At 61.1% G+C, this 17248-nt stretch carries 17 protein-coding genes; 5 read left to right on the forward strand and 12 right to left on the reverse strand.

The features are described 5' to 3' along the window. Positions 1 to 27: 27 nt before the first annotated feature. A complete protein-coding gene (locus L0U84_RS25345) occupies positions 28 to 327 on the forward strand; it encodes a superoxide dismutase (protein ID WP_233853746.1) in 300 nt (99 codons plus the stop codon). A gap of 57 nt (positions 328 to 384) precedes the next feature. Here L0U84_RS25345 and L0U84_RS25350 read toward each other — a convergent pair whose 3' ends face one another. The 12 genes from L0U84_RS25350 to L0U84_RS25405 form a co-directional block, all read right to left on the reverse strand. Then, on the reverse strand, positions 385 to 1416 hold the full coding sequence (locus L0U84_RS25350) for an amidohydrolase family protein (protein WP_233853747.1): 1032 nt from the start codon (positions 1414 to 1416) through the stop codon (positions 385 to 387). Between the two features lie 83 nt (positions 1417 to 1499). Next, positions 1500 to 2534 carry a branched-chain amino acid ABC transporter permease gene (locus tag L0U84_RS25355; RefSeq protein ID WP_233853748.1) on the reverse strand — a complete coding sequence of 345 codons (1035 nt, stop codon included), beginning with the start codon at positions 2532 to 2534 and terminating at the stop codon, positions 1500 to 1502. A gap of 1 nt (position 2535) precedes the next feature. Beyond that, positions 2536 to 3405 carry a branched-chain amino acid ABC transporter permease gene (locus tag L0U84_RS25360; protein WP_233853749.1) on the reverse strand — a complete coding sequence of 290 codons (870 nt, stop codon included), beginning with the start codon at positions 3403 to 3405 and terminating at the stop codon, positions 2536 to 2538. A 2-nt stretch (positions 3406 to 3407) separates the two neighbouring features. After that, positions 3408 to 4118, reverse strand: coding sequence for an ABC transporter ATP-binding protein (locus tag L0U84_RS25365; RefSeq protein ID WP_233853750.1), 711 nt, complete (start codon positions 4116 to 4118; stop codon positions 3408 to 3410). Positions 4119 to 4120: 2 nt separating this feature from the next. Then, a complete protein-coding gene (locus L0U84_RS25370; protein ID WP_233856793.1) occupies positions 4121 to 4825 on the reverse strand; it encodes an ABC transporter ATP-binding protein in 705 nt (234 codons plus the stop codon). A gap of 180 nt (positions 4826 to 5005) precedes the next feature. Further along, positions 5006 to 6223 carry an ABC transporter substrate-binding protein gene (locus L0U84_RS25375; RefSeq protein ID WP_233853751.1) on the reverse strand — a complete coding sequence of 406 codons (1218 nt, stop codon included), beginning with the start codon at positions 6221 to 6223 and terminating at the stop codon, positions 5006 to 5008. Positions 6224 to 6320: 97 nt separating this feature from the next. Further along, a complete protein-coding gene (locus L0U84_RS25380; protein ID WP_233853753.1) occupies positions 6321 to 7223 on the reverse strand; it encodes an NAD(P)-dependent oxidoreductase in 903 nt (300 codons plus the stop codon). A gap of 233 nt (positions 7224 to 7456) precedes the next feature. Next, complete coding sequence (locus tag L0U84_RS25385) at positions 7457 to 8434, reverse strand: amidohydrolase family protein (protein ID WP_233853755.1); 978 nt, start codon at positions 8432 to 8434, stop codon at positions 7457 to 7459. Between the two features lie 161 nt (positions 8435 to 8595). Then, positions 8596 to 9930: an MFS transporter gene (locus L0U84_RS25390; protein ID WP_233853756.1), complete on the reverse strand. Its 1335-nt coding sequence runs from the start codon at positions 9928 to 9930 to the stop codon at positions 8596 to 8598. A gap of 97 nt (positions 9931 to 10027) precedes the next feature. Further along, on the reverse strand, positions 10028 to 10915 hold the full coding sequence (locus L0U84_RS25395; RefSeq protein WP_233853757.1) for an NAD(P)-dependent oxidoreductase: 888 nt from the start codon (positions 10913 to 10915) through the stop codon (positions 10028 to 10030). A 28-nt stretch (positions 10916 to 10943) separates the two neighbouring features. Next, a complete protein-coding gene (locus L0U84_RS25400) occupies positions 10944 to 11846 on the reverse strand; it encodes an NAD(P)-dependent oxidoreductase (protein WP_233853758.1) in 903 nt (300 codons plus the stop codon). Positions 11847 to 11915: 69 nt separating this feature from the next. After that, on the reverse strand, positions 11916 to 12257 hold the full coding sequence (locus tag L0U84_RS25405) for a carboxymuconolactone decarboxylase family protein (protein ID WP_233853759.1): 342 nt from the start codon (positions 12255 to 12257) through the stop codon (positions 11916 to 11918). Between the two features lie 425 nt (positions 12258 to 12682). Between L0U84_RS25405 and L0U84_RS25410 the strand changes: the two genes are divergently transcribed. The 4 genes from L0U84_RS25410 (at position 12683) to L0U84_RS25425 (ending at position 17248) form a co-directional block, all read left to right on the forward strand. Beyond that, positions 12683 to 13912 (forward strand): CaiB/BaiF CoA transferase family protein, encoded by a 1230-nt coding sequence (locus L0U84_RS25410; protein ID WP_233853760.1) that lies wholly within the window; start codon positions 12683 to 12685, stop codon positions 13910 to 13912. Between the two features lie 308 nt (positions 13913 to 14220). Then, entirely contained in the window at positions 14221 to 15153 is a 933-nt protein-coding gene (locus L0U84_RS25415) for an electron transfer flavoprotein subunit alpha/FixB family protein (protein ID WP_233853761.1), read from the forward strand. 65 nt (positions 15154 to 15218) lie between these two features. Further along, positions 15219 to 15989, forward strand: a complete 771-nt coding sequence (locus L0U84_RS25420; protein ID WP_233853763.1) for an enoyl-CoA hydratase/isomerase family protein — start codon at positions 15219 to 15221, stop codon at positions 15987 to 15989. Positions 15990 to 16081: 92 nt separating this feature from the next. Continuing rightward, positions 16082 to 17248: an acyl-CoA dehydrogenase family protein gene (locus tag L0U84_RS25425; RefSeq protein WP_233853766.1), complete on the forward strand. Its 1167-nt coding sequence runs from the start codon at positions 16082 to 16084 to the stop codon at positions 17246 to 17248.

The raw sequence follows: 17248 nt of genomic DNA on the forward strand, positions 1-17248 counted from the left end.
GTCCAGATTCTTCCAAGGAGCCCGCTGATGAGATTGCTTTGTCTCGACATCCCTCTACCGGGCGCCAGTCCGGAAAAGTACCAGCCTCATCTTCATGAAGAAGTGCGCCACGGCTGGCATCTCTACAAGTCCGGCTTTGTGCGCGACATTTACTTTCGTGAGGACCGTCCGGGCGTCGCCATTATTGCTGAGAGCGATTCGATAGAGGCCGCCAGACAAGCCTTGGCGGAATTTCCACTTGCCAGGGTTGGCCTTATCGACTGGGAGATTATTCCGCTCGGCAGGTTTGTGGGTTGGGAGTCGCTCTTCGCGTCCGGCGATACTTGAGCGGATCGCGCTTTCTCCGCGGCATGTCGGCACTGAAAGCCTTGCAAAGGGCGTTCTTCAAGACATCTGGTAAACGCGCCGCGCAGTCTCGCTAAAAAGCATCCTTTTTTCATGCGGCGAACACGAGGCGGCGATGTGCTTGAACATGTTCCACACAGTCCCGTAGCCGAAGCCCGCCTTGTCGACTGGAAAATTCGAGGAGACCATGCAGCGCTCGGCGCCGAACAATTCGATGCACGGCTCGATGTAGGGACGCCACAGTTCGGCAAGCTGGCGCGAAGTGGGCGGCGCTGGAGCCTTCGTAAAGTCGAAGTTGGCGAGGTTCATCAGAATGCCGCCCAGTTTCACCGATACGTTTGGGCATCGTGCGAGATCGCGCATTCCCGCGAGCCACGTTTCGTGATTCTCCTTTTCCTTGCCGGCATAGGAGCTATGGCCTACCGGACTGCCGCTATGGATCAGCACGATATTGGCATCCGGATGAGCTCGCGCGAGCGCTGCGACATCGGGAATCTGCGGATGATAGATGCTTGCATCGAACGCGAGACCGAAGGAAGTAAGCATGTCGATGCCCCGGCCAAATTCCGGGTCCAGATAGAGCCCGGGTCGGTCGGCGCTATATTTGCCTTTCACCGCCGGATCGGCATCCCATTTCGCGCGCTGGCGCACCCCTCTGAAGCGGCCGTTGGCTGCCTGAACGTGAGCCTCGATGGTTTCGCGCGTTTTCTCTCCGAGCGTCAGATCGGCGTACCCAACGATTGCGTCGGCCACCCGGGATTGCGTGTATTTTCCGCTCGCGGCCATGGCGGCCATGCCGAGCGCAAACTCCGTTTCGCCGACATACTTCAGATGCTCCGGGCCGCGCACGCGATACATCATGAAGCATTCGACAAACACGGACGCTTCGACATTGTGCCCGCAGTTTTCGAGGTCGCGTACATACTCGTCGAGAAAGTAGCGATATCCGCCGAAGTCCCACAAATGCAAATGCGTGTCGATGATGGGCAAGTCCGGGTCGAGAACGGGCTCCGGCTCAGCACGTGCGAGCCACGCTTCGTTCGGCGGTTGTATCGTGGCGAACGGGGTCATGGAGGTTCCTGGACGAATTGAATTCAAAGGAGACTGCGATCTGTGTGATGCTGATCGAACGATACGGCCGTTTCAGCCGCGGCTCAACCGTCGACTGCCTTGATTTCATGAGGTTGAGCTGTGACGGCACCATTGTCCCCGTTATTGCGCCGAGCCTTGCGCTCTCTTAGTCTAAGCGCGATTTCACCCGCTATGCCACGCCGGAACACAAGCACACAGAGGACGAAAACCGCGCCCGTGATAACCGGAGCGGGAAACTCTGACGTCGCCAGCGCGCTTTCCAGCGCGACGACGAGCGCTGCGCCAATCAACGGTCCGGAGAACGTGCCGACGCCACCCAGCAACGCCATCAGGATCACAGCACCGGATACATGAAAACTCACGTCGTCCAATGTAGCCAACTGGAAGATGAGCGCCTTTATGCCCCCGGCCAATCCGGCGAGCGCTGCGGAAATGATGAACGCAGTGAGCTTGTATCGCCGCACGCCGTAGCCGAGTGAAACTGCCCGGTCCTCGTGATCGCGGATGGCCTGCAGGACGTGGCCGAAGGGCGAGTTGACCGTTCTCCATACCACAGCCATTCCGAGCACGAAAAGAACCAGCACGAAAGCGTAAATCGCCACAGCGTTGTTCAGATCGATGAATCCGAACAGATGGCCGCGTGGGACGTCATGGATGCCGTCTTCACCGCCCGTAAATGGCGCTTGTTGTGCAATGAACTCGACGACCTGGGCCAAAGCCAGCGTAATCATTGAAAATTCGATGCCTTTGCGCTGTATGGCGAGAAAGCCAATGATCGCTCCCAATAACCCCGCCACTACGACGCCGACGAGCAGGCAGGCGAGAGGGTCTAGTCCCCATGCCTTCGCGGCATAGGCGCAAAGATATCCGCCCGCCCCGAGAAAAGCGGCATGCCCGAACGAGAGCAGTCCAGCATACCCGATCATCAGGTTGAAGCTTGCGGCGAACAGCGCGTAACACATCAGCTTCATCAGAAACACCGGATAGACCGCCGCCGGGGCGGCGATCAACAGGACAAGCACCGCTGCCGATCCGACGAGAGTCATGCGAAATGCGCAACGTCGCGGGGATGCAGCGCGGCCTGGTGATGCATTCATGTCAGCGACTCCTCGCAAATAAACCGCCCGGCTTGAGCAGCAGCACGATGGCCATCACGACGAAGATGACGATGCTCGCACCTTCCGGATATACAAACTTGGTAATGCCCTCGATGATCCCGAGCGCGTAGCCCGTGATGACCGCGCCTAGAATCGATCCCATCCCGCCGATCACGACGACCGCGAAAACGAGGATGAGCAATTGAGATCCCATGTGCGCACTCACCTGGAACACCGGAGCGGCTAGCACACCGGCCAACGCGGCGAGGCCAGCGGACCCGGCATATGTCAATGTGACGAGCAATGGCACGTTGACGCCGAAGACCTGCACCAGCGGTGCATTTTCCGTGGCGGAGCGCATCGTCGCGCCGAGACGAGTCCGTTCAATGAAAAACCAGGTCGACGTACAAACGAACAGCGAGGCAACCACGATCCAGACCCGATAGACGGGCAGGAACGCCACGCCGAGGTTCAACCCGCCGCGCAGCAATTCCGGCGGCGGATAGGGTCTGCCGGAAGAGCCGAACCAATAGGTGAACAAGCCCTCCACCGAGAGCGAGATGCCGAAAGTGAGAAGAAAGCCGTAGATCGGATCGAGGCCCTTGAGCCTCGACAGCATGGATCGCTCGATTAGTGCGCCGATCGCGGCAACCACGAGGGGAATGACGATCAATGCGGTCCAGTAGCTCAGTCCGAGTTGCTGCAAGGCGAGCCATGCCAGAAATGCGCCGAGCATATAGAGTGTGCCGTGCGCGAAATTGACGATGTGCAGCAAGCCGAAGACAACGGCTACTCCAAGCGACAACATCGCATAGAAGGAGCCGTTGATCAGGCCGACAAGAAGCTGCCCGGCGAGTGCCGACGCGTTCATGGCTAGACCCCCAGGTATTGATGAAGCGCGCTCGCGCGCGTCTTGAGTTCAGCGGACGTCAGCGCGTCGATGATCTTGCCGTTTTCCATCACGAAGAAGCGATCGGCGAGCTTCGCAGCGAAGCGGAAATTCTGTTCGACGAGCAATATCGTGTAGCCCCGGCTTTTGAGGTCGCGCAACAAGTCACCGATGCGCTGGACGATGACGGGTGCGAGACCTTCCGTTGGCTCGTCGAGCAGCAGAAGGCGCGCGCCGGTGCGCAACACGCGCGCAATCGCCAGCATCTGCTGCTCCCCTCCCGAGAGTTTCGTGCCGGGACTGTCCCGGCGCTCCTCGAGATTGGGAAACATGCGAAAGATCTCGGCGACAGACAGGCCACCTTCCGCGATCTTCGGCGGCAGGCGCAAGTTTTCTTCGACAGAGAGGCTCGCAAATATGCCCCGTTCCTCGGGCACGTAGCCAATGCCGGTTTGGGCAACCTTGTGAACAGGGAGGGCGAGCAAATCCGAGCGCCCGAGCGTGACGGAGCCTTTGCGGCGGCGCACGAGCCCGACGATGCTTCGCAACGTGGTCGTCTTGCCCGCGCCATTGCGGCCGAGCAGCGTCACCGTTTCGCCTTCACGCACGTCGAGCGACGCACCGAACAACACCTGGCTCTCGCCATACCAGGCTTCGAGCCGGTCGATTTGCAACGCGGTCATGGCATTCGACATGATCAATCATCCTCTTCCGTGCCAATGTAGGCTTCGCGTACCCGCGCATTGTTCGAGACCGTTGCATAGTCGCCTTCCGCGATCACTTCACCGCGCTGCAATACCGTGATCGTGTCGCACAGGTCGCGAACGACAGACAGGTTGTGTTCGACCATGAGAATGGTCCTGCCAGCGGCGATATGGCGGATCAAAGAGACAACCCGGTCGATATCCTCATGGCCCATGCCCGCCATCGGTTCGTCGAGCAGCAACAGTTTTGGCGAGACGGCAAAGGTGGTCGCGATTTCAAGACTGCGTTTGCGTCCGTAGCTAAGGTTCACCGCGGGGACGTCGCGATAGTCCGACAGGTTCACCATTTCCAGCAGCTCGTCGGCGCGCTCGTCGAGTCGTTCAAGCAACGCGTCCGATCGCCAGAATTGGCTTGCCATGCCCGCGTGACGCTGCAACGCCACGCGCACATTTTCGTGAACGCTCAAATGACCGAACACGGCCGAAATCTGGAAGGAGCGGACCAGACCACGTTGTGCAACGGCCTCAGGTCTCTCGCGCGTGATGTCCACCCCCTCGAACTCGATGCGGCCTTTCGTCGGCCGCAGAAAGCCGGACAACATGCCGAACATCGTGCTTTTACCCGCGCCGTTCGGTCCGATCAGCGCGTGAATGCTGCCGCGCTTCACCGAGAGACTCGCGCCCTTTACGACGACCATGCCCGCGAACGATTTGGTCAGACCAGTGGCGGCAAGGATCGGCTCTTCGTCATTGATGAGCGTCGCGGCGACTGCGGCTTCGTGCCCGGTTCCATGGACGGCGCGGCGCTCTCCGATGGGTTGAAGAGGGCTAGGTTGCATGCTTGGTCTCCTGCGTCGTTTTGCTCGTGCCAGCGGCGATCACTTCTTCACCAACGGACATTCGCTCTGTGAGAGCGGGATATTCGCGTCATCGCCCTTGATGGTCTTGAGCACGTTCGAGTAGTCACCTTCCCCTACCGACTGGCTCGGCGCTTTGATATGAACGAGATACATGTCGTGCGACATCAACCCGTCGGGACGTACGTGCCCGTTCGCGGCAAACGCATCGTTGATGTTCATCGTCCTGAGCTTGGCCATAACGGCGTCAGCATCGTCCGTGTGGGCCTCCTGGACTGCTTTAAGGTAACTGCGTACCGCCGAGTAGGTCGAAGCCTGAAGTTCGGTAGGTGTCTTGCCCTTGTTGCGCTCGGCGAACTTCTTCGCCCAGGCCTTCGACGCATCATCGCGGTACATCTCGTACCAGGACATCGTCTGCATGCCCTGCATCACCTTGAGACCAGCCGAGCGGACGACATCCTTGGTCAGCGCGCCAGCCAGCAATTGGACTTTCGGCGTGAGTCCGAACTCCTGCGCCTGGGTGGCTGCCGTTACAAGATCCGAACCGGCGTCCGCCAGCATCACCGCCTTGGCGCCAGAGGCTTGTGCCTGCAAAAGGTAGGAACTGAAATCCGTGGTATTGAGCGGATGGCGCACTTCACCAACGACCTTGCCGCCGGCGCGCGCGACGGCGGCCTTGAAGTCCTTCGAGATCGACTCACCCAGTGCGTAATCCACCGCGATGATGAAGAAAGTGTTCATACCGCTGTCGACCATCTGTTTGGTCACGACGTTGCTCGCCGCAGCATAGACGCTGTATTGCCACTGCGCCGAGTGGGGATTGCATGCCTTACCTGTCAATTCGCTCGACGCGGAATTGTGGAGGACGAGCTTGTTGCGGTCCTTGACGAGGCCGTTAACAGCGAGACTGACCGCCGAGTTGGCGATGTCGACGATGACGTCAACGCCGTCCGCGTCGAACCACTTGCGCGCGATCGCGGCCCCGATGTCCGGCTTGTTGCGATGATCAGCGGTGACGATCTCGACGGGTACACCATTGACCTTATTGCCGAATTCTTCGGCGGCCATGCGCGCTGCGATCGCTGAACCTTCGCCGCTGAGGTCTGCGTAAGGTCCGCTGCGGTCGTTCATGACGCCGATGCGGATCACGTTGTCCGAATAGGCGGCGCCTTCGGCGTGGGACGTGGAAGCTGAGATCGCGAGGGCGATCGTCAGAAAAGCTGCATTAAGTCGTTTCATGGCTGGTCTTCTCGCGCAACGTATATCTATTCTGGAATGCGAAGTTATATGGAAATTCGGATGGATTCTGGCGACTTCATCTTTACTGTGGGTCAGGTCAGCCGGTGACTTTCACACCAGTCATCTGCTCATAGATCTTCACGATGGCACTGCCGCCGTCCTCGCTGCCTAGCCCGGCGGCGCGGCCCATCTGGTAGACCTGTTGCGCGACATTGGCGAGGAACATCGGACACTGAAGCGATTTTGCGAGCGAAGTTTGCAGTTCGATGTCCTTGTAGGTGATGTCCATGCGGATGCCATCGAAGTCGCGCGCAAGGATGCGCGGCGCGGAGTACTGGAAAGCGACACTATTGCCGGTCGCATTGCCGATCGTCTCTACCATCTGTTTCGGGTCGAGCCCCGCCTTGGCGCCGAGTGCAAGTGCTTCGGCGATGGAAATCCATGCGACCTGAACGAGCATGTTGTTGATGAGCTTCATCGTCGTGCCTTGTCCAATCGGGCCGAAATGAATGATCTCGGAGGTCATCGCGTTCAGGACCGGACGTGCGCGCTCAAGGGCTTCGGGGGCACCCCCAACAAACGCCTTCAGCGTTCCCTCGCGGGCGCCTTTTTCCATGCCGCTGACGGGCGCGTCGATGAGGTCGGCGCCGTGCGCCGCGAGCGTTTGCTGCATTCTTCTCAGCGCGACGGGATCGATGGTGCTCATACTCACGATTACGTCGCCGGTCTGTGCGCTCGCCGCGCAACCCTCGGAGCCGGTGATGACCTGCTCGGCCTGCGCGGTGGTGTCGACCATGGAAACGACCACGCTCGCCTGGCGGGCGACATCGGCGGGACTTTGCGCGGGTCTTGCGCCAAGCGCGACGAACCGATCGAGTTTGCGCGGATCTACATCGCACACGACGAGTGAGTGTCCCGCTTTGATGATGTTCTCGGCCATCGGGCCGCCCATCATGCCGAGTCCCACAAAGCCCACGGTCGCTTCTCTCGAATCGAACATTGATTCGTCTCCTGATTGAAGGTTGTTTTGTTGATTCCTCTCGGACCTGCATGTCGCAACTTCGGTGCCAGACGCGCGCCGCGTGTCATGCACTGAAGCGCCGTGCTACAGGAAGAGCGGCTTCGCCGGTTGTTGTCGTTGCCGCGAACAGATGTCGATTTTCCGTACACAACTCGTTGCCGTCCGTGAACGGGAACCACCCAGGCAGCCAATCGGGCAGCCAATCGGGCAGCTCAACGCGCAATGTCGTTCAGCCGGTAGACGCGTTTTGCGGTTTCGCTAAAGAGCAATTGCTTTTCCGCCGCCGAGCATCCGGCAGTGATGTGCTTGAACATGTTCCAAACTGTCCCGTAGCCGAAACCCGCTTTGTCCACCGGGAAATTGGAGGAGACCATGCAGCGTTGCGCGCCAAACATTTCGATGCACGGTTCGATATAGGGTCTCCAGAGTCGCGCCAGTTCGACCGAACTCGGCGGCGCGACGGCGGTCGTGAAGTCGAAGTTCGCGAGATTCATCAAGAGGCCACCCATCTTCACGGTGACATTCGGACAGGACGCCAACTCTTTCATGCCCGCAAGCCAGTCCGCGTGGTTTTTGTTCTCGTCTCCGGCGTATGTGCCGTGCCCAACCGGACTCCCCGAATGGATCAACACGATGCTCGCGTCGGGATGTGCACGAGCGAGCGCGGTCACATCGGGGAGTTGTGGATGGTAAATGCTCGCGTCAAACGAAAGGCCCATCTCGGTGAGTACATCGATGCCTTTGCCGAAGGAAGGTTCGAGGTATAGCTGCGCGCGGTCCGCGCTAACCGGGCCGCGCACGATCGGGTCCGCGTCCCATTTCGCCCGCTGACGCACCCCGCGAAAGCGGCCGTTCGCGGCGTCAACATGCGCTTGCAGCGTCTCTGTTACGCGTTCGCCGAGCGTCAGATCGGCGAAGCCGACGATACCCGCCGCGACGCGCGCCGATGTGTATTTTTGGCTTGCGCCCATTGCAGCCATGCCGACAGCAAATTCGGTTTCACCGACGCATCTCAGGTGCTCAGGTCCCCCGGCGCGATACATGGCATTGCATTCAACGAAGACTGTCGCCTCGACGTTGTGTCCGCAGGCGGCAAGGTCGCGCGCAAAATGCTCGACAAAATACTGATAGCCGCTCTTGTGATGCCAGAGATGCATGTGCGGATCGACGATCGGCAGTTCCGGCGACAACGGTTCTTCGGGGGAGGCGAGGGCGAGCCACTGCTCGTCCGGGCGCTGAGTCTGACCGAAGACAGACGACGACTGTATGCGATTCATGTCTTTAGCCTGGAGGTGTGATCGGCGGCTTTGAGAAGACGGCTCGCAGAAGCGGCGAGCCGTTGGTTGTCAGCTCACGGATGGCGCGGGCTCGAGCGCTCGGCGTGCATTGCGCCATCGTCGGTGGACAGGTCTTCAACCGAGGTGCGGAGCCGAGTCCAACGCGTTTCCGGGACCCATTGAATGAGGATGAGGCCGATGACACCAGCCGCGGCAGTATAGACACCCGGCGCGAGTGGCGAGCCAGAGACGGCGACGAGCCATGTCGCGACCAAAGGCGTAGTCCCCCCGAATACGGCGACCGCAAGCTGGTAGGAGATCGACAGACCGGTCGCCCGGTATGCCGTCGGGAAGAGTTCGGGCATGGTGATGAACGCAGCTCCGGAGTAGATTCCGACGCCGATTGCCAGGAGAATCTGCCCAATGAGCGCACCGGCGAAGGTTCCCGAGGCGGCCATATGTAGCGCGGGATACGCTGCGAGTGCCACCCACGCGGCACCGAGGGTCATGATCGGCTTTCGGCCGAAGCGGTCGCTCAAGGCGCCGGCAATCGCCAGAAATGACGACATGACCATAATGGCGGCCGCGTTGGTCGTCAGCGCGAGGATCGAGTCGAGCTTTGCCTGTCTGACGAGGAACGTGTACATGAAGCCAAGCAGGATATAAGCGCCAACGGAGAGCACGATCTCGATGATGACCACCTGGACCATCGAGCGCATTCCTGTGCGATATGCGGCGCGCAACGGGTTTTCGACGGGAGTTTCTCTTGCGGCTTGCTTGTATTCCTCAGGATCGTCCAATTTGCGGCGAAGCCAGAAGCCGACGACACCGACCAATCCGCCCACGAGGAACGGAATGCGCCATCCCCAGGCGCCATACGCGTGGCCCATTCCATACTGCATGCCGAGCACGAAGAGCGCAGTAAAAGCATTTGGGCAGAACGAGAAAAACCAGTTTACGCCCTGGTACCAGCCCCGGCGATGATCAGGCGACCATTCGAGAATGAAGCTGGTGCTGTTGGTGGTTTCGCCGCCCATCGCAAGGCCTTGCAAGATCCGGCACAGCACGAACGCGATCGGAGCACCGATGCCGATGGTCTCGTAAGTCGGCAAAACCCCAATCAAGGCAGTACCGACAGACATCAGGATCACCGTCGTGCTCAATATCCTGATGCGCCCCAACTTGTCGGCGAGGAAGCCGAACAGTAGTCCGCCGAGCGGTCGCGCGAAGAACGCGACGGCATAGGCGGCGAAGACGCTCAAAACAGCGGCGGTCGCATCAGTGCCCGGAAAGAAATGTTTGGCGAGGACCGGTATCGAGAATCCGACGACGGCGAAATCATAGATCTCCCCGAAGTTCCCTATGCAGGTGGCCGCGAGTACGCGGCGTGCGCTCATTTTCTTGCTCATGTCTCCATCCTATGCTTCGTGTTTGCCTGTTGTGGCTTGTTCTTCGTCCATCAAGCCGGTCATTGGCTTCGTGAGCCTCTGCCAGTCGGCCTGAGAGTTATGCACCCGCAAACCTGATGTCTGCCATTTTTTCGAACAGGTGCGCGATTTCGTCCACACCGGCTGCGGACTCCGCGTCATTACTTGCAATTTCGATCAAACTGCGCACGGCATTCGCGATGAACATCGGCGCACCGCACCCGACTGCAGCACGGGTCGCCGTTTGCAAGTCCGTCGTCGCTTGCGCGAGGGGCCGGCACGACGCGTGGCCTCCCGATGCGAGCACCGGCAACACCCGTTCGGAAGCGCCATTCCATGCGCCGCTCTTGTTGATGACAGCCGAGAGGATACCGAGGTCGAGGCCGTACTTCACGGCGAGCGATGCCCCTTCATAAGTGATCAACCGGTTGCACTGGGCCACGGCGTGACTGACAAGCGCCGCCGCATGTCCGTTTCCCGTCTCCCCGCAATACACGATGCTATCGCTAAGCGTAGCCAGAATCGGCCTGGCTGCTTCGACTGCTGCCTGCGGACCGCCGCACATGAGGCATGCCGTACCCGCCGCGATGTCATCCGGTTCTCCGGACGTCGGCGCGTCGATCATGATGGTTTCGTGCGCCGCTGCCAACTTCGCGGCTAAAGCGCGTGCTCTGTCCGGGTCGCCCGTTGTCTGATCTATGACGAGTGTGCCGGGATTGAGCGCTCGGGCGAGTCCGGTCGGGCCGAACAGGGTTTCTTCGACCTGATCCTGATCCGCCAGACAGAGCAGGATCACGTTCGAGGCGCTTGCCAGTGAGGGAAGGTCGCTGGCGTAAATCGCATCGGTCACACCGAACGCCTGCATGTACGGACCATGGACGTCATACACCTGGGTCTGGTACGAACTTGCCAGCCGCCGTGCGAAGGCCGCCCCGCATGCTCCCAAACCTATGTAGGCCACATTCATTTCGAGGATTCTCCGTAAGCCGAGCTCGTTACGCGGCGGATGGCGCATTGGCGATATGTGTGCAGGCCATCGAATCGACCATGCGGACCGTGTCTTCAAGCAACGCCTTATCACCGAGCGTGTTCACGCCGGTCTGAAGCAATGCGCGCACGACATTGGCAATAGGCATCGGTGCACCGCATTTCATGCCGAGTCCCGTCGCCAGGTTCAGATCCTTGAGCATCAACGACAATGCGAAGCTTCCCGCCGATGGTTTGCCTTCGATGAGAGCGGGCAACATCACCTTCGATGCCTTGTTGCGCCCCGGCCCCCGGTTGAGCACTTCCGCGATGGTGGTGAGCGGAAGTCCGAGCTTTCGGCCCAGCGCCGCGGCTTCCAGCGTCGCGAGACGGCAGCCGGCGCTCATCGCGTTGTTGATGAGTTTGAGAGCCTGTGCATCGCCGATGCGCTCGCTTACATACTCGACGTTGGGACTGATGGACGTAAGCGCAGGCCGAGCATCTTCATAGCCCGCGCGGGGACCGGACACCATAATCGCGATCGTTCCCGCCAGCGCGCCGCTGATCCCTCCGGATACCGGCGCGTCGAGCATCGTGACGCCGTGCTGCGCGAGAACCTTCGCCATCGCCGCGGTCTGAGCCGGATCACCGCTCGTCTGATCGATCACGATCTTTCCCGCGGACAACCCCTCCAGCAAGCCGCCGTCGCCGAAAATCGCCTGTTTGACGTTTGCCGAGCGTGGCAGGCACATCATGATCACGTCGCAGCTCCGTGCCATCTGCGCGGCGGAAGTTGCGGCTGACGCGCCGAGCTTTTCGAAGGCGGCCACTGCGTCGCGATCGAGATCGAGAATGCTTAGCGGATGCGTGAGCAGCAGTCTGCGCGCAAGTGCGCCGCCCATCGCGCCCAATCCGATATAACCAATCTGCACGTATCACCTCTGGGTCAGTCCGTCGCAGGAATCAAGTGCCTGCGACGGTGCTTCAAACTCAAGCGCGGTTTAGCCGGTTTGCCCGCTGTCGGTGTCGCCTTCGATCAAGGGCAGCGCAGCTTTGCCCGCGCACAGTCCTGCAGGCCAGCCGGCATAGAACGTGACCTGCACGACCAGGCCGCGGAGTTCGTCGTGCGTAACGCCGTTCTCTACGGCGCGGCTCATCCACACCTTCAACTCGTCGAGCTTGCCCGTCGCGGCGAGCACACCACAGGTGACGAGGATCCGGTCGCGATAAGCCATTTCTGGTTGCTTCCAGACATCGCCGAGCAGAACCTGCTCGCGGATCCGCGCGAGCTGCGGTACCGCTTTGTAGACACGCGCGGAATCGGACGTGGAGTTCAAGGTCATTCAGTGGCTCCTTGGTGAGGATCGCAGATGAGGCAGGCGGTCCGTACATTGACAGGGTTCCTCCAGGCTTCGTAGCTTCGTCGCCAGGGAGTGCGCCATTCATGCAAAGGCCATGCCATTTTTTTCAGAGCGGCTGTCGGGCGACGTCGGTCAATCGCAGCGGCCACCGACTGCAAAGGAATGCGCTTGCCGCGATTCCGATGAGCCGTCTTGTAGTCCGGGTGGACAAAAGTCTGTCCGCTGTGAAGACAGTGAATGCGCCGGACCACCGTGGGGCGTGCATGCATGCCCGATGATGCGCAGGGTGCTGCGTGCCGGCTGTCTGATGAAACGTCACTGCGCTAACCGTTGGCCTTTGAGCAAGGACGCAATGGCATAGGACTTGCCCTGACAGGCAGCCAAGCGAACCCCCAATGCCAATGACCATGACCCATCAAGACCGTCTGCCTCCCGCGCGCGAAGGCGCCACGCTGAACCTGCTCGATGGCGTGCGCGTGCTCGACCTGACCACCTCCGTCTCCGGCCCCTACACCACCTTGCTGCTCGCCGATCTCGGCGCCACGGTCGTGAAGATCGAATCACCCGGCCAGGGCGATGACGTGCGCGCCTGGGGGCCGCCGTTCCTCGACGGCGAATCGCTGTGGTTCCTGAGCATCAACCGCAACAAGCACAGCCTCACGCTTGACTACGGCAAACCCGAGGGTCTGGAGGTGCTGCGCCGCATGGTGGCGTGCGCCGATGTGGTGGTGGTCAACAAGACCGCTGCGGTACAGCGCAAGCTCGGCATCGATTTCGCGAGCCTGAAGTCCGTCAACGAACGCCTCGTGCATGCCTCCATTTCCGGCTTCGGGCTCGAAGGCGCGCGCAGCGAGATGCCGTGCTACGACCTGATCGCCGAGGGCTACAGCGGCGTGATGGATCTCACCGGCGAGGCCGACGGCGCGCCACAGAAAGTCGGCACACCCGCCGCGGACCTGCTCGCGGGCACCGATGCGGCGCTCGCCGTGCTCGCCGCGCTGATCGACCGCAACCGCACGGGGCGCGCACACTGCATCGACGTCTCGATGATCGAGAGCATGACGCGCTTCATGACCCCGCGCCTCGTGCCGTATCTCGGCTCGGGCGAAGTGCCGCGCCGCTCGGGCGGGCGCGACAGTGTGATCGCCGTCTATCAGGTGTTCCAGGCCGCCGATGCGCCGCTCACCATTGGTCTGGGCAACGACGGCATCTGGAGCCGGTTCTGGCGCGCGCTGGGCGAACCGCAGGTCGCGCAGCAGGCGTGCTACGCGAGCAACAGTGCGAGGCGGGGTCTGCGCGAGGAGATCGTCGCGAAGATCCAGTCGGTCATCGGCACGCGCGAGCGCGACTACTGGCTGGAGGTGTTCCGCGAAGCGCGCATTCCGGCCGGCCCGATCAACCGGCTCGACGAGGTCGCGGGCGATGAGCAGTTGCGCCGGCGCGGCTTCTTCTACGCGATCGAGCGTGGAGAGACGCCGATCCCTCAGGTGGGACTCGGCATTCACGTGGACGGCAATGCGCACACCTACCGCAAGGCGCCGCCACGACTCGGTGAGGACAGCGAGAGCGTGCTGAGCACATGGCTCGACATGCCGGCCGACGAGTATCAGCGCTTGCGCGACGAGGGGGTGATTTGAAGGCCAAGGCTATCCTCGGCGGCGGGCGATTCCCCGGCTTCCGGTGTCAATCGCGACAACACAGTGTCTGCGCCAAAGGCAGCCGTCCGTCGCGCCACGCACGCAAAGTCTCGTCTGGACGGGCTTTGACGGTCTAACGGCAGATTGGCCCAATCGTTGCTTTTTCACTTGTGTCTTCCGGACACGGCAAGCGCCCGAACCGTAGCGCGGCTATACGAAGCATGCACATGCAATGCGCGATGCTTCGACGTCGCCTTCGTGTGCGCAGGCTTCCGGTTCAACTCAACTAGTCAGACCACGGATAAGTCATGACCATTCTCGTAGTTGCCGAGCACGACAACGCGTCGATCAAGAGTGCGACGCTCAACACGGTCACGGCGGCCACCGCGTGTGGCACCGATATTCACCTCCTCGTCGCCGGACACGGTGCGGACGCAGCTGCGCGAGCAGCTGCGCACATCGAAGGCGTGAGCCAGGTGCTATATGCGGACGCCGCACAGTTCGAGCACGGTCTGGCCGAAGAGGTCGCTGCGCAGGTGGTGGCGATCGCGGCCGACTACAGCCACATCCTTTTTCCTGCGACAGCAAACGGCAAGAACGTCGCCCCGCGTGTCGCCGCGCAACTCGATGTCGCCCAGATCAGTGATATCTCGCGCGTCGTGAGCACGAATACGTTCGAGCGCCCGATCTACGCGGGCAATGCGATTGCCACGGTGGAGAGCAGCGACCGCATCAAGGTCATCTCAGTGCGTCCCACGGCGTTCGACCCGGCGCGGCAAACAGAGTCCTCCTCCGCGGTGCAGACGATTGCCGCGGTCCCGCCCGCTGCGAAGAGCACTTTCGTCGGCTCGGAGATCTCGCGAAGCGAGCGGCCGGAACTGCAGGGCGCCAGCATCGTCGTGTCTGGCGGGCGCGGCCTCGGCTCGCAGGCGCAATTCGATACGCTGCTCTCGCCGCTTGCCGACAAGCTTCAGGCCGCCTTGGGCGCGAGCCGCGCCGCGGTCGATTCCGGCTACGCGCCGAATGATTTGCAGGTGGGGCAGACCGGCAAGATCGTCGCCCCCCAACTCTATATCGCATGCGGCATCTCGGGCGCGATTCAGCATCTCGCCGGCATGAAGGACTCGAAGGTGATTGTGGCCATCAACAAGGACCCGGAAGCGCCCATCTTCGGCGTGGCCGATTATGGGCTCGTGGGCGACATCTTCGAGTTAGTGCCCGAACTGGTCGCACAGATTTGAGGACATCACATTGAAGAGCGAAAACTCATCCGTCGAGCGTGCTCGACTGCCCTTGGGAAGCGAAGATGTCAATTGAAATCACAGTGGGCGGACAGATCGCCTATATCACGTTGAACCGGCCGGAGGCGCTCAACGCGTTGAACTTCGGCTTGCTGGAGGATCTGTCCCAAGCCTTCGACGAAGTCGGCCGTAGCGATGCGAGGGCGCTCGTCGTGACAGGAGCGGGTGAAAAATCGTTTTGCGCTGGTGCCGACATCCATGAACTGATGGACCGGGACCTCGTGGCCCAGCGCGACGGCGCGTTGTTCGGACAGTCGGTATTCGCGAAGCTGGATCGCTTGCGCATGCCGTCGATCGCGGTCATCCACGGCTATGCATTCGGCGGCGGCCTTGAGCTGGCGATGGCCTGCACGTTTCGAATCGCGACTTCGAAGGCGAAGCTCGGGTTGCCGGAAATCAAGCTGGGGCTCATCCCTGGCTATGGCGGCACGCAACGTTTGCCGCGCCTCGTCGGTCAGTCGCGCGCGCTGGACATCGTCATGTCCGGCCGCACGGTAGGAGCGGAGGAGGCTGAGCGCATCGGTCTCGTCAATGCGATCGTCGAAGGCGGCGACCCGAAAGCGATGGGCGCGCAATACGCGGAGCGTTTTATCGGGTTTAGCAAGTGCGCATCTTCGTTCGCACGGGACGCCGTTCGCCGCGCGCTGGACGTCGATCTGCAAGAAGGGCTTCGCGTCGAAGCCGATTTGTCGACGCTCGCGTACCGAACGGCGGACGCCGCCGAAGGTATGCGAGCGTTTGTCGAGAAACGGCCGGCTCAATTCAAGGACGCGTGAAGCGGGAGAAGACGCCGCCGTTATACGGCCGGTCTTGAATGCGCGGCTTACGTACTACGGCCGGATCATGGCCGCAACCATGCGGAACTACGATGAATGTACTGGAAAGAATCGATTCAAGCATCCCGCTGACCGAAGACGAACGACTTCTGGCCGATAGCGTGAAGACGCTCGTGCGCGAGCAGATCGCCCCTCGCGCCGCGGAATACGATCGCACGGGGGCGTTTCCCCAGCAGAACATCGAGGCGATCAATTCCCTCGGTTTGAATGCGATGTTCGTGCCCGAGGAGTACGGCGGCGCGCAACTGTCGTTCACCTGTTACGCGTTGTGTGTGCGCGAAATCGCCAAGGCGTGCGCGTCGACCGGCATCATCTGGGCGACCAACTACCATGCGATCAAGCCGTTGATCGAGTATGGCAGCCCGGCGCAGAAGCAGCGCTTCCTGCCAGCCATCGCCGAGGGCGCGCTGGCGTCGCTCGCCATCACCGAACCCGGAGCGGGATCGGACGCCACTGGCATGAAGACGACCTTCCGCGAGGAGGGCGAACATATCGTGATCAACGGCGGCAAGACCTTCATCACCAACGGCGATGTCGCCGATCAATACCTGCTGTTTGGCAAGTGGGCGGGAATCGATGATCCAAAGCGTTCCATTTCGGTCCTTATGCTGGAGAAGGGAACCCCAGGACTTGCCGTGCTGCGCACCGAAGAGAAGATGGGCACCCGCGCATCGGGCACCGCAACGCTCGCTTTCGAAAACTGCCGCGTGCCTCGCGAGAATCTGATCGGCAACCCTGGCGACGGACTGCGCATTCTGCTCGGGTCGCTGAACCGCTCGCGGCCGAGTGTCGCCGCGCATGCGCTGGGTATCGCCCGCGGCGCGTTCGAGGATGCCGTGGCCTACATCAACGAGCGCAAGCAGTCGGGCCGCAAGATCATCGAGTTTCAAGGCATCCAGTTCATGCTGGCAGACCTCGCCGCGGAACTGGCGATGTGCGAGTCGTGGCTGTGGCGGGTAGCGGCACAGATCGATGCGGGCGAAACAGAGTTCGGCATCGAGGCGTCGATGCTCAAGATGCGCGCATCCGACGCGGCCATGCGCATTACCACCGACGCGGTCCAACTTCTAGGTGGCTACGGATATTGCGCGGATTATCGTGTCGAGCGGTTGATGCGCGACGCGAAGATCACGCAAATCTGGGAAGGCACCAATCAGGTTCACCGTCAGCTCATTGGACGAAGCTTCATTCAGAAATAG

This window comes from Paraburkholderia sp. HD33-4 (genome assembly GCF_021390635.1).
Classification (GTDB): Bacteria; Pseudomonadota; Gammaproteobacteria; order Burkholderiales; family Burkholderiaceae; genus Paraburkholderia.

Coding starts and splice junctions, on each gene's coding strand:
- L0U84_RS25345 (WP_233853746.1), top strand. CDS start 28: ATGAGATTGCTTTGTCTCGACATCCCTCTACCGGGCGCCAGTCCGGAA.
- L0U84_RS25350 (WP_233853747.1), bottom strand. CDS start 1,416: ATGACCCCGTTCGCCACGATACAACCGCCGAACGAAGCGTGGCTCGCA.
- L0U84_RS25355 (WP_233853748.1), bottom strand. CDS start 2,534: ATGAATGCATCACCAGGCCGCGCTGCATCCCCGCGACGTTGCGCATTT.
- L0U84_RS25360 (WP_233853749.1), bottom strand. CDS start 3,405: ATGAACGCGTCGGCACTCGCCGGGCAGCTTCTTGTCGGCCTGATCAAC.
- L0U84_RS25365 (WP_233853750.1), bottom strand. CDS start 4,118: ATGTCGAATGCCATGACCGCGTTGCAAATCGACCGGCTCGAAGCCTGG.
- L0U84_RS25370 (WP_233856793.1), bottom strand. CDS start 4,825: ATGGTCGTCGTAAAGGGCGCGAGTCTCTCGGTGAAGCGCGGCAGCATT.
- L0U84_RS25375 (WP_233853751.1), bottom strand. CDS start 6,223: ATGAAACGACTTAATGCAGCTTTTCTGACGATCGCCCTCGCGATCTCA.
- L0U84_RS25380 (WP_233853753.1), bottom strand. CDS start 7,223: ATGTTCGATTCGAGAGAAGCGACCGTGGGCTTTGTGGGACTCGGCATG.
- L0U84_RS25390 (WP_233853756.1), bottom strand. CDS start 9,930: ATGAGCAAGAAAATGAGCGCACGCCGCGTACTCGCGGCCACCTGCATA.
- L0U84_RS25395 (WP_233853757.1), bottom strand. CDS start 10,915: ATGAATGTGGCCTACATAGGTTTGGGAGCATGCGGGGCGGCCTTCGCA.
- L0U84_RS25405 (WP_233853759.1), bottom strand. CDS start 12,257: ATGACCTTGAACTCCACGTCCGATTCCGCGCGTGTCTACAAAGCGGTA.
- L0U84_RS25410 (WP_233853760.1), top strand. CDS start 12,683: ATGACCCATCAAGACCGTCTGCCTCCCGCGCGCGAAGGCGCCACGCTG.
- L0U84_RS25415 (WP_233853761.1), top strand. CDS start 14,221: ATGACCATTCTCGTAGTTGCCGAGCACGACAACGCGTCGATCAAGAGT.
- L0U84_RS25420 (WP_233853763.1), top strand. CDS start 15,219: ATGTCAATTGAAATCACAGTGGGCGGACAGATCGCCTATATCACGTTG.
- L0U84_RS25425 (WP_233853766.1), top strand. CDS start 16,082: ATGAATGTACTGGAAAGAATCGATTCAAGCATCCCGCTGACCGAAGAC.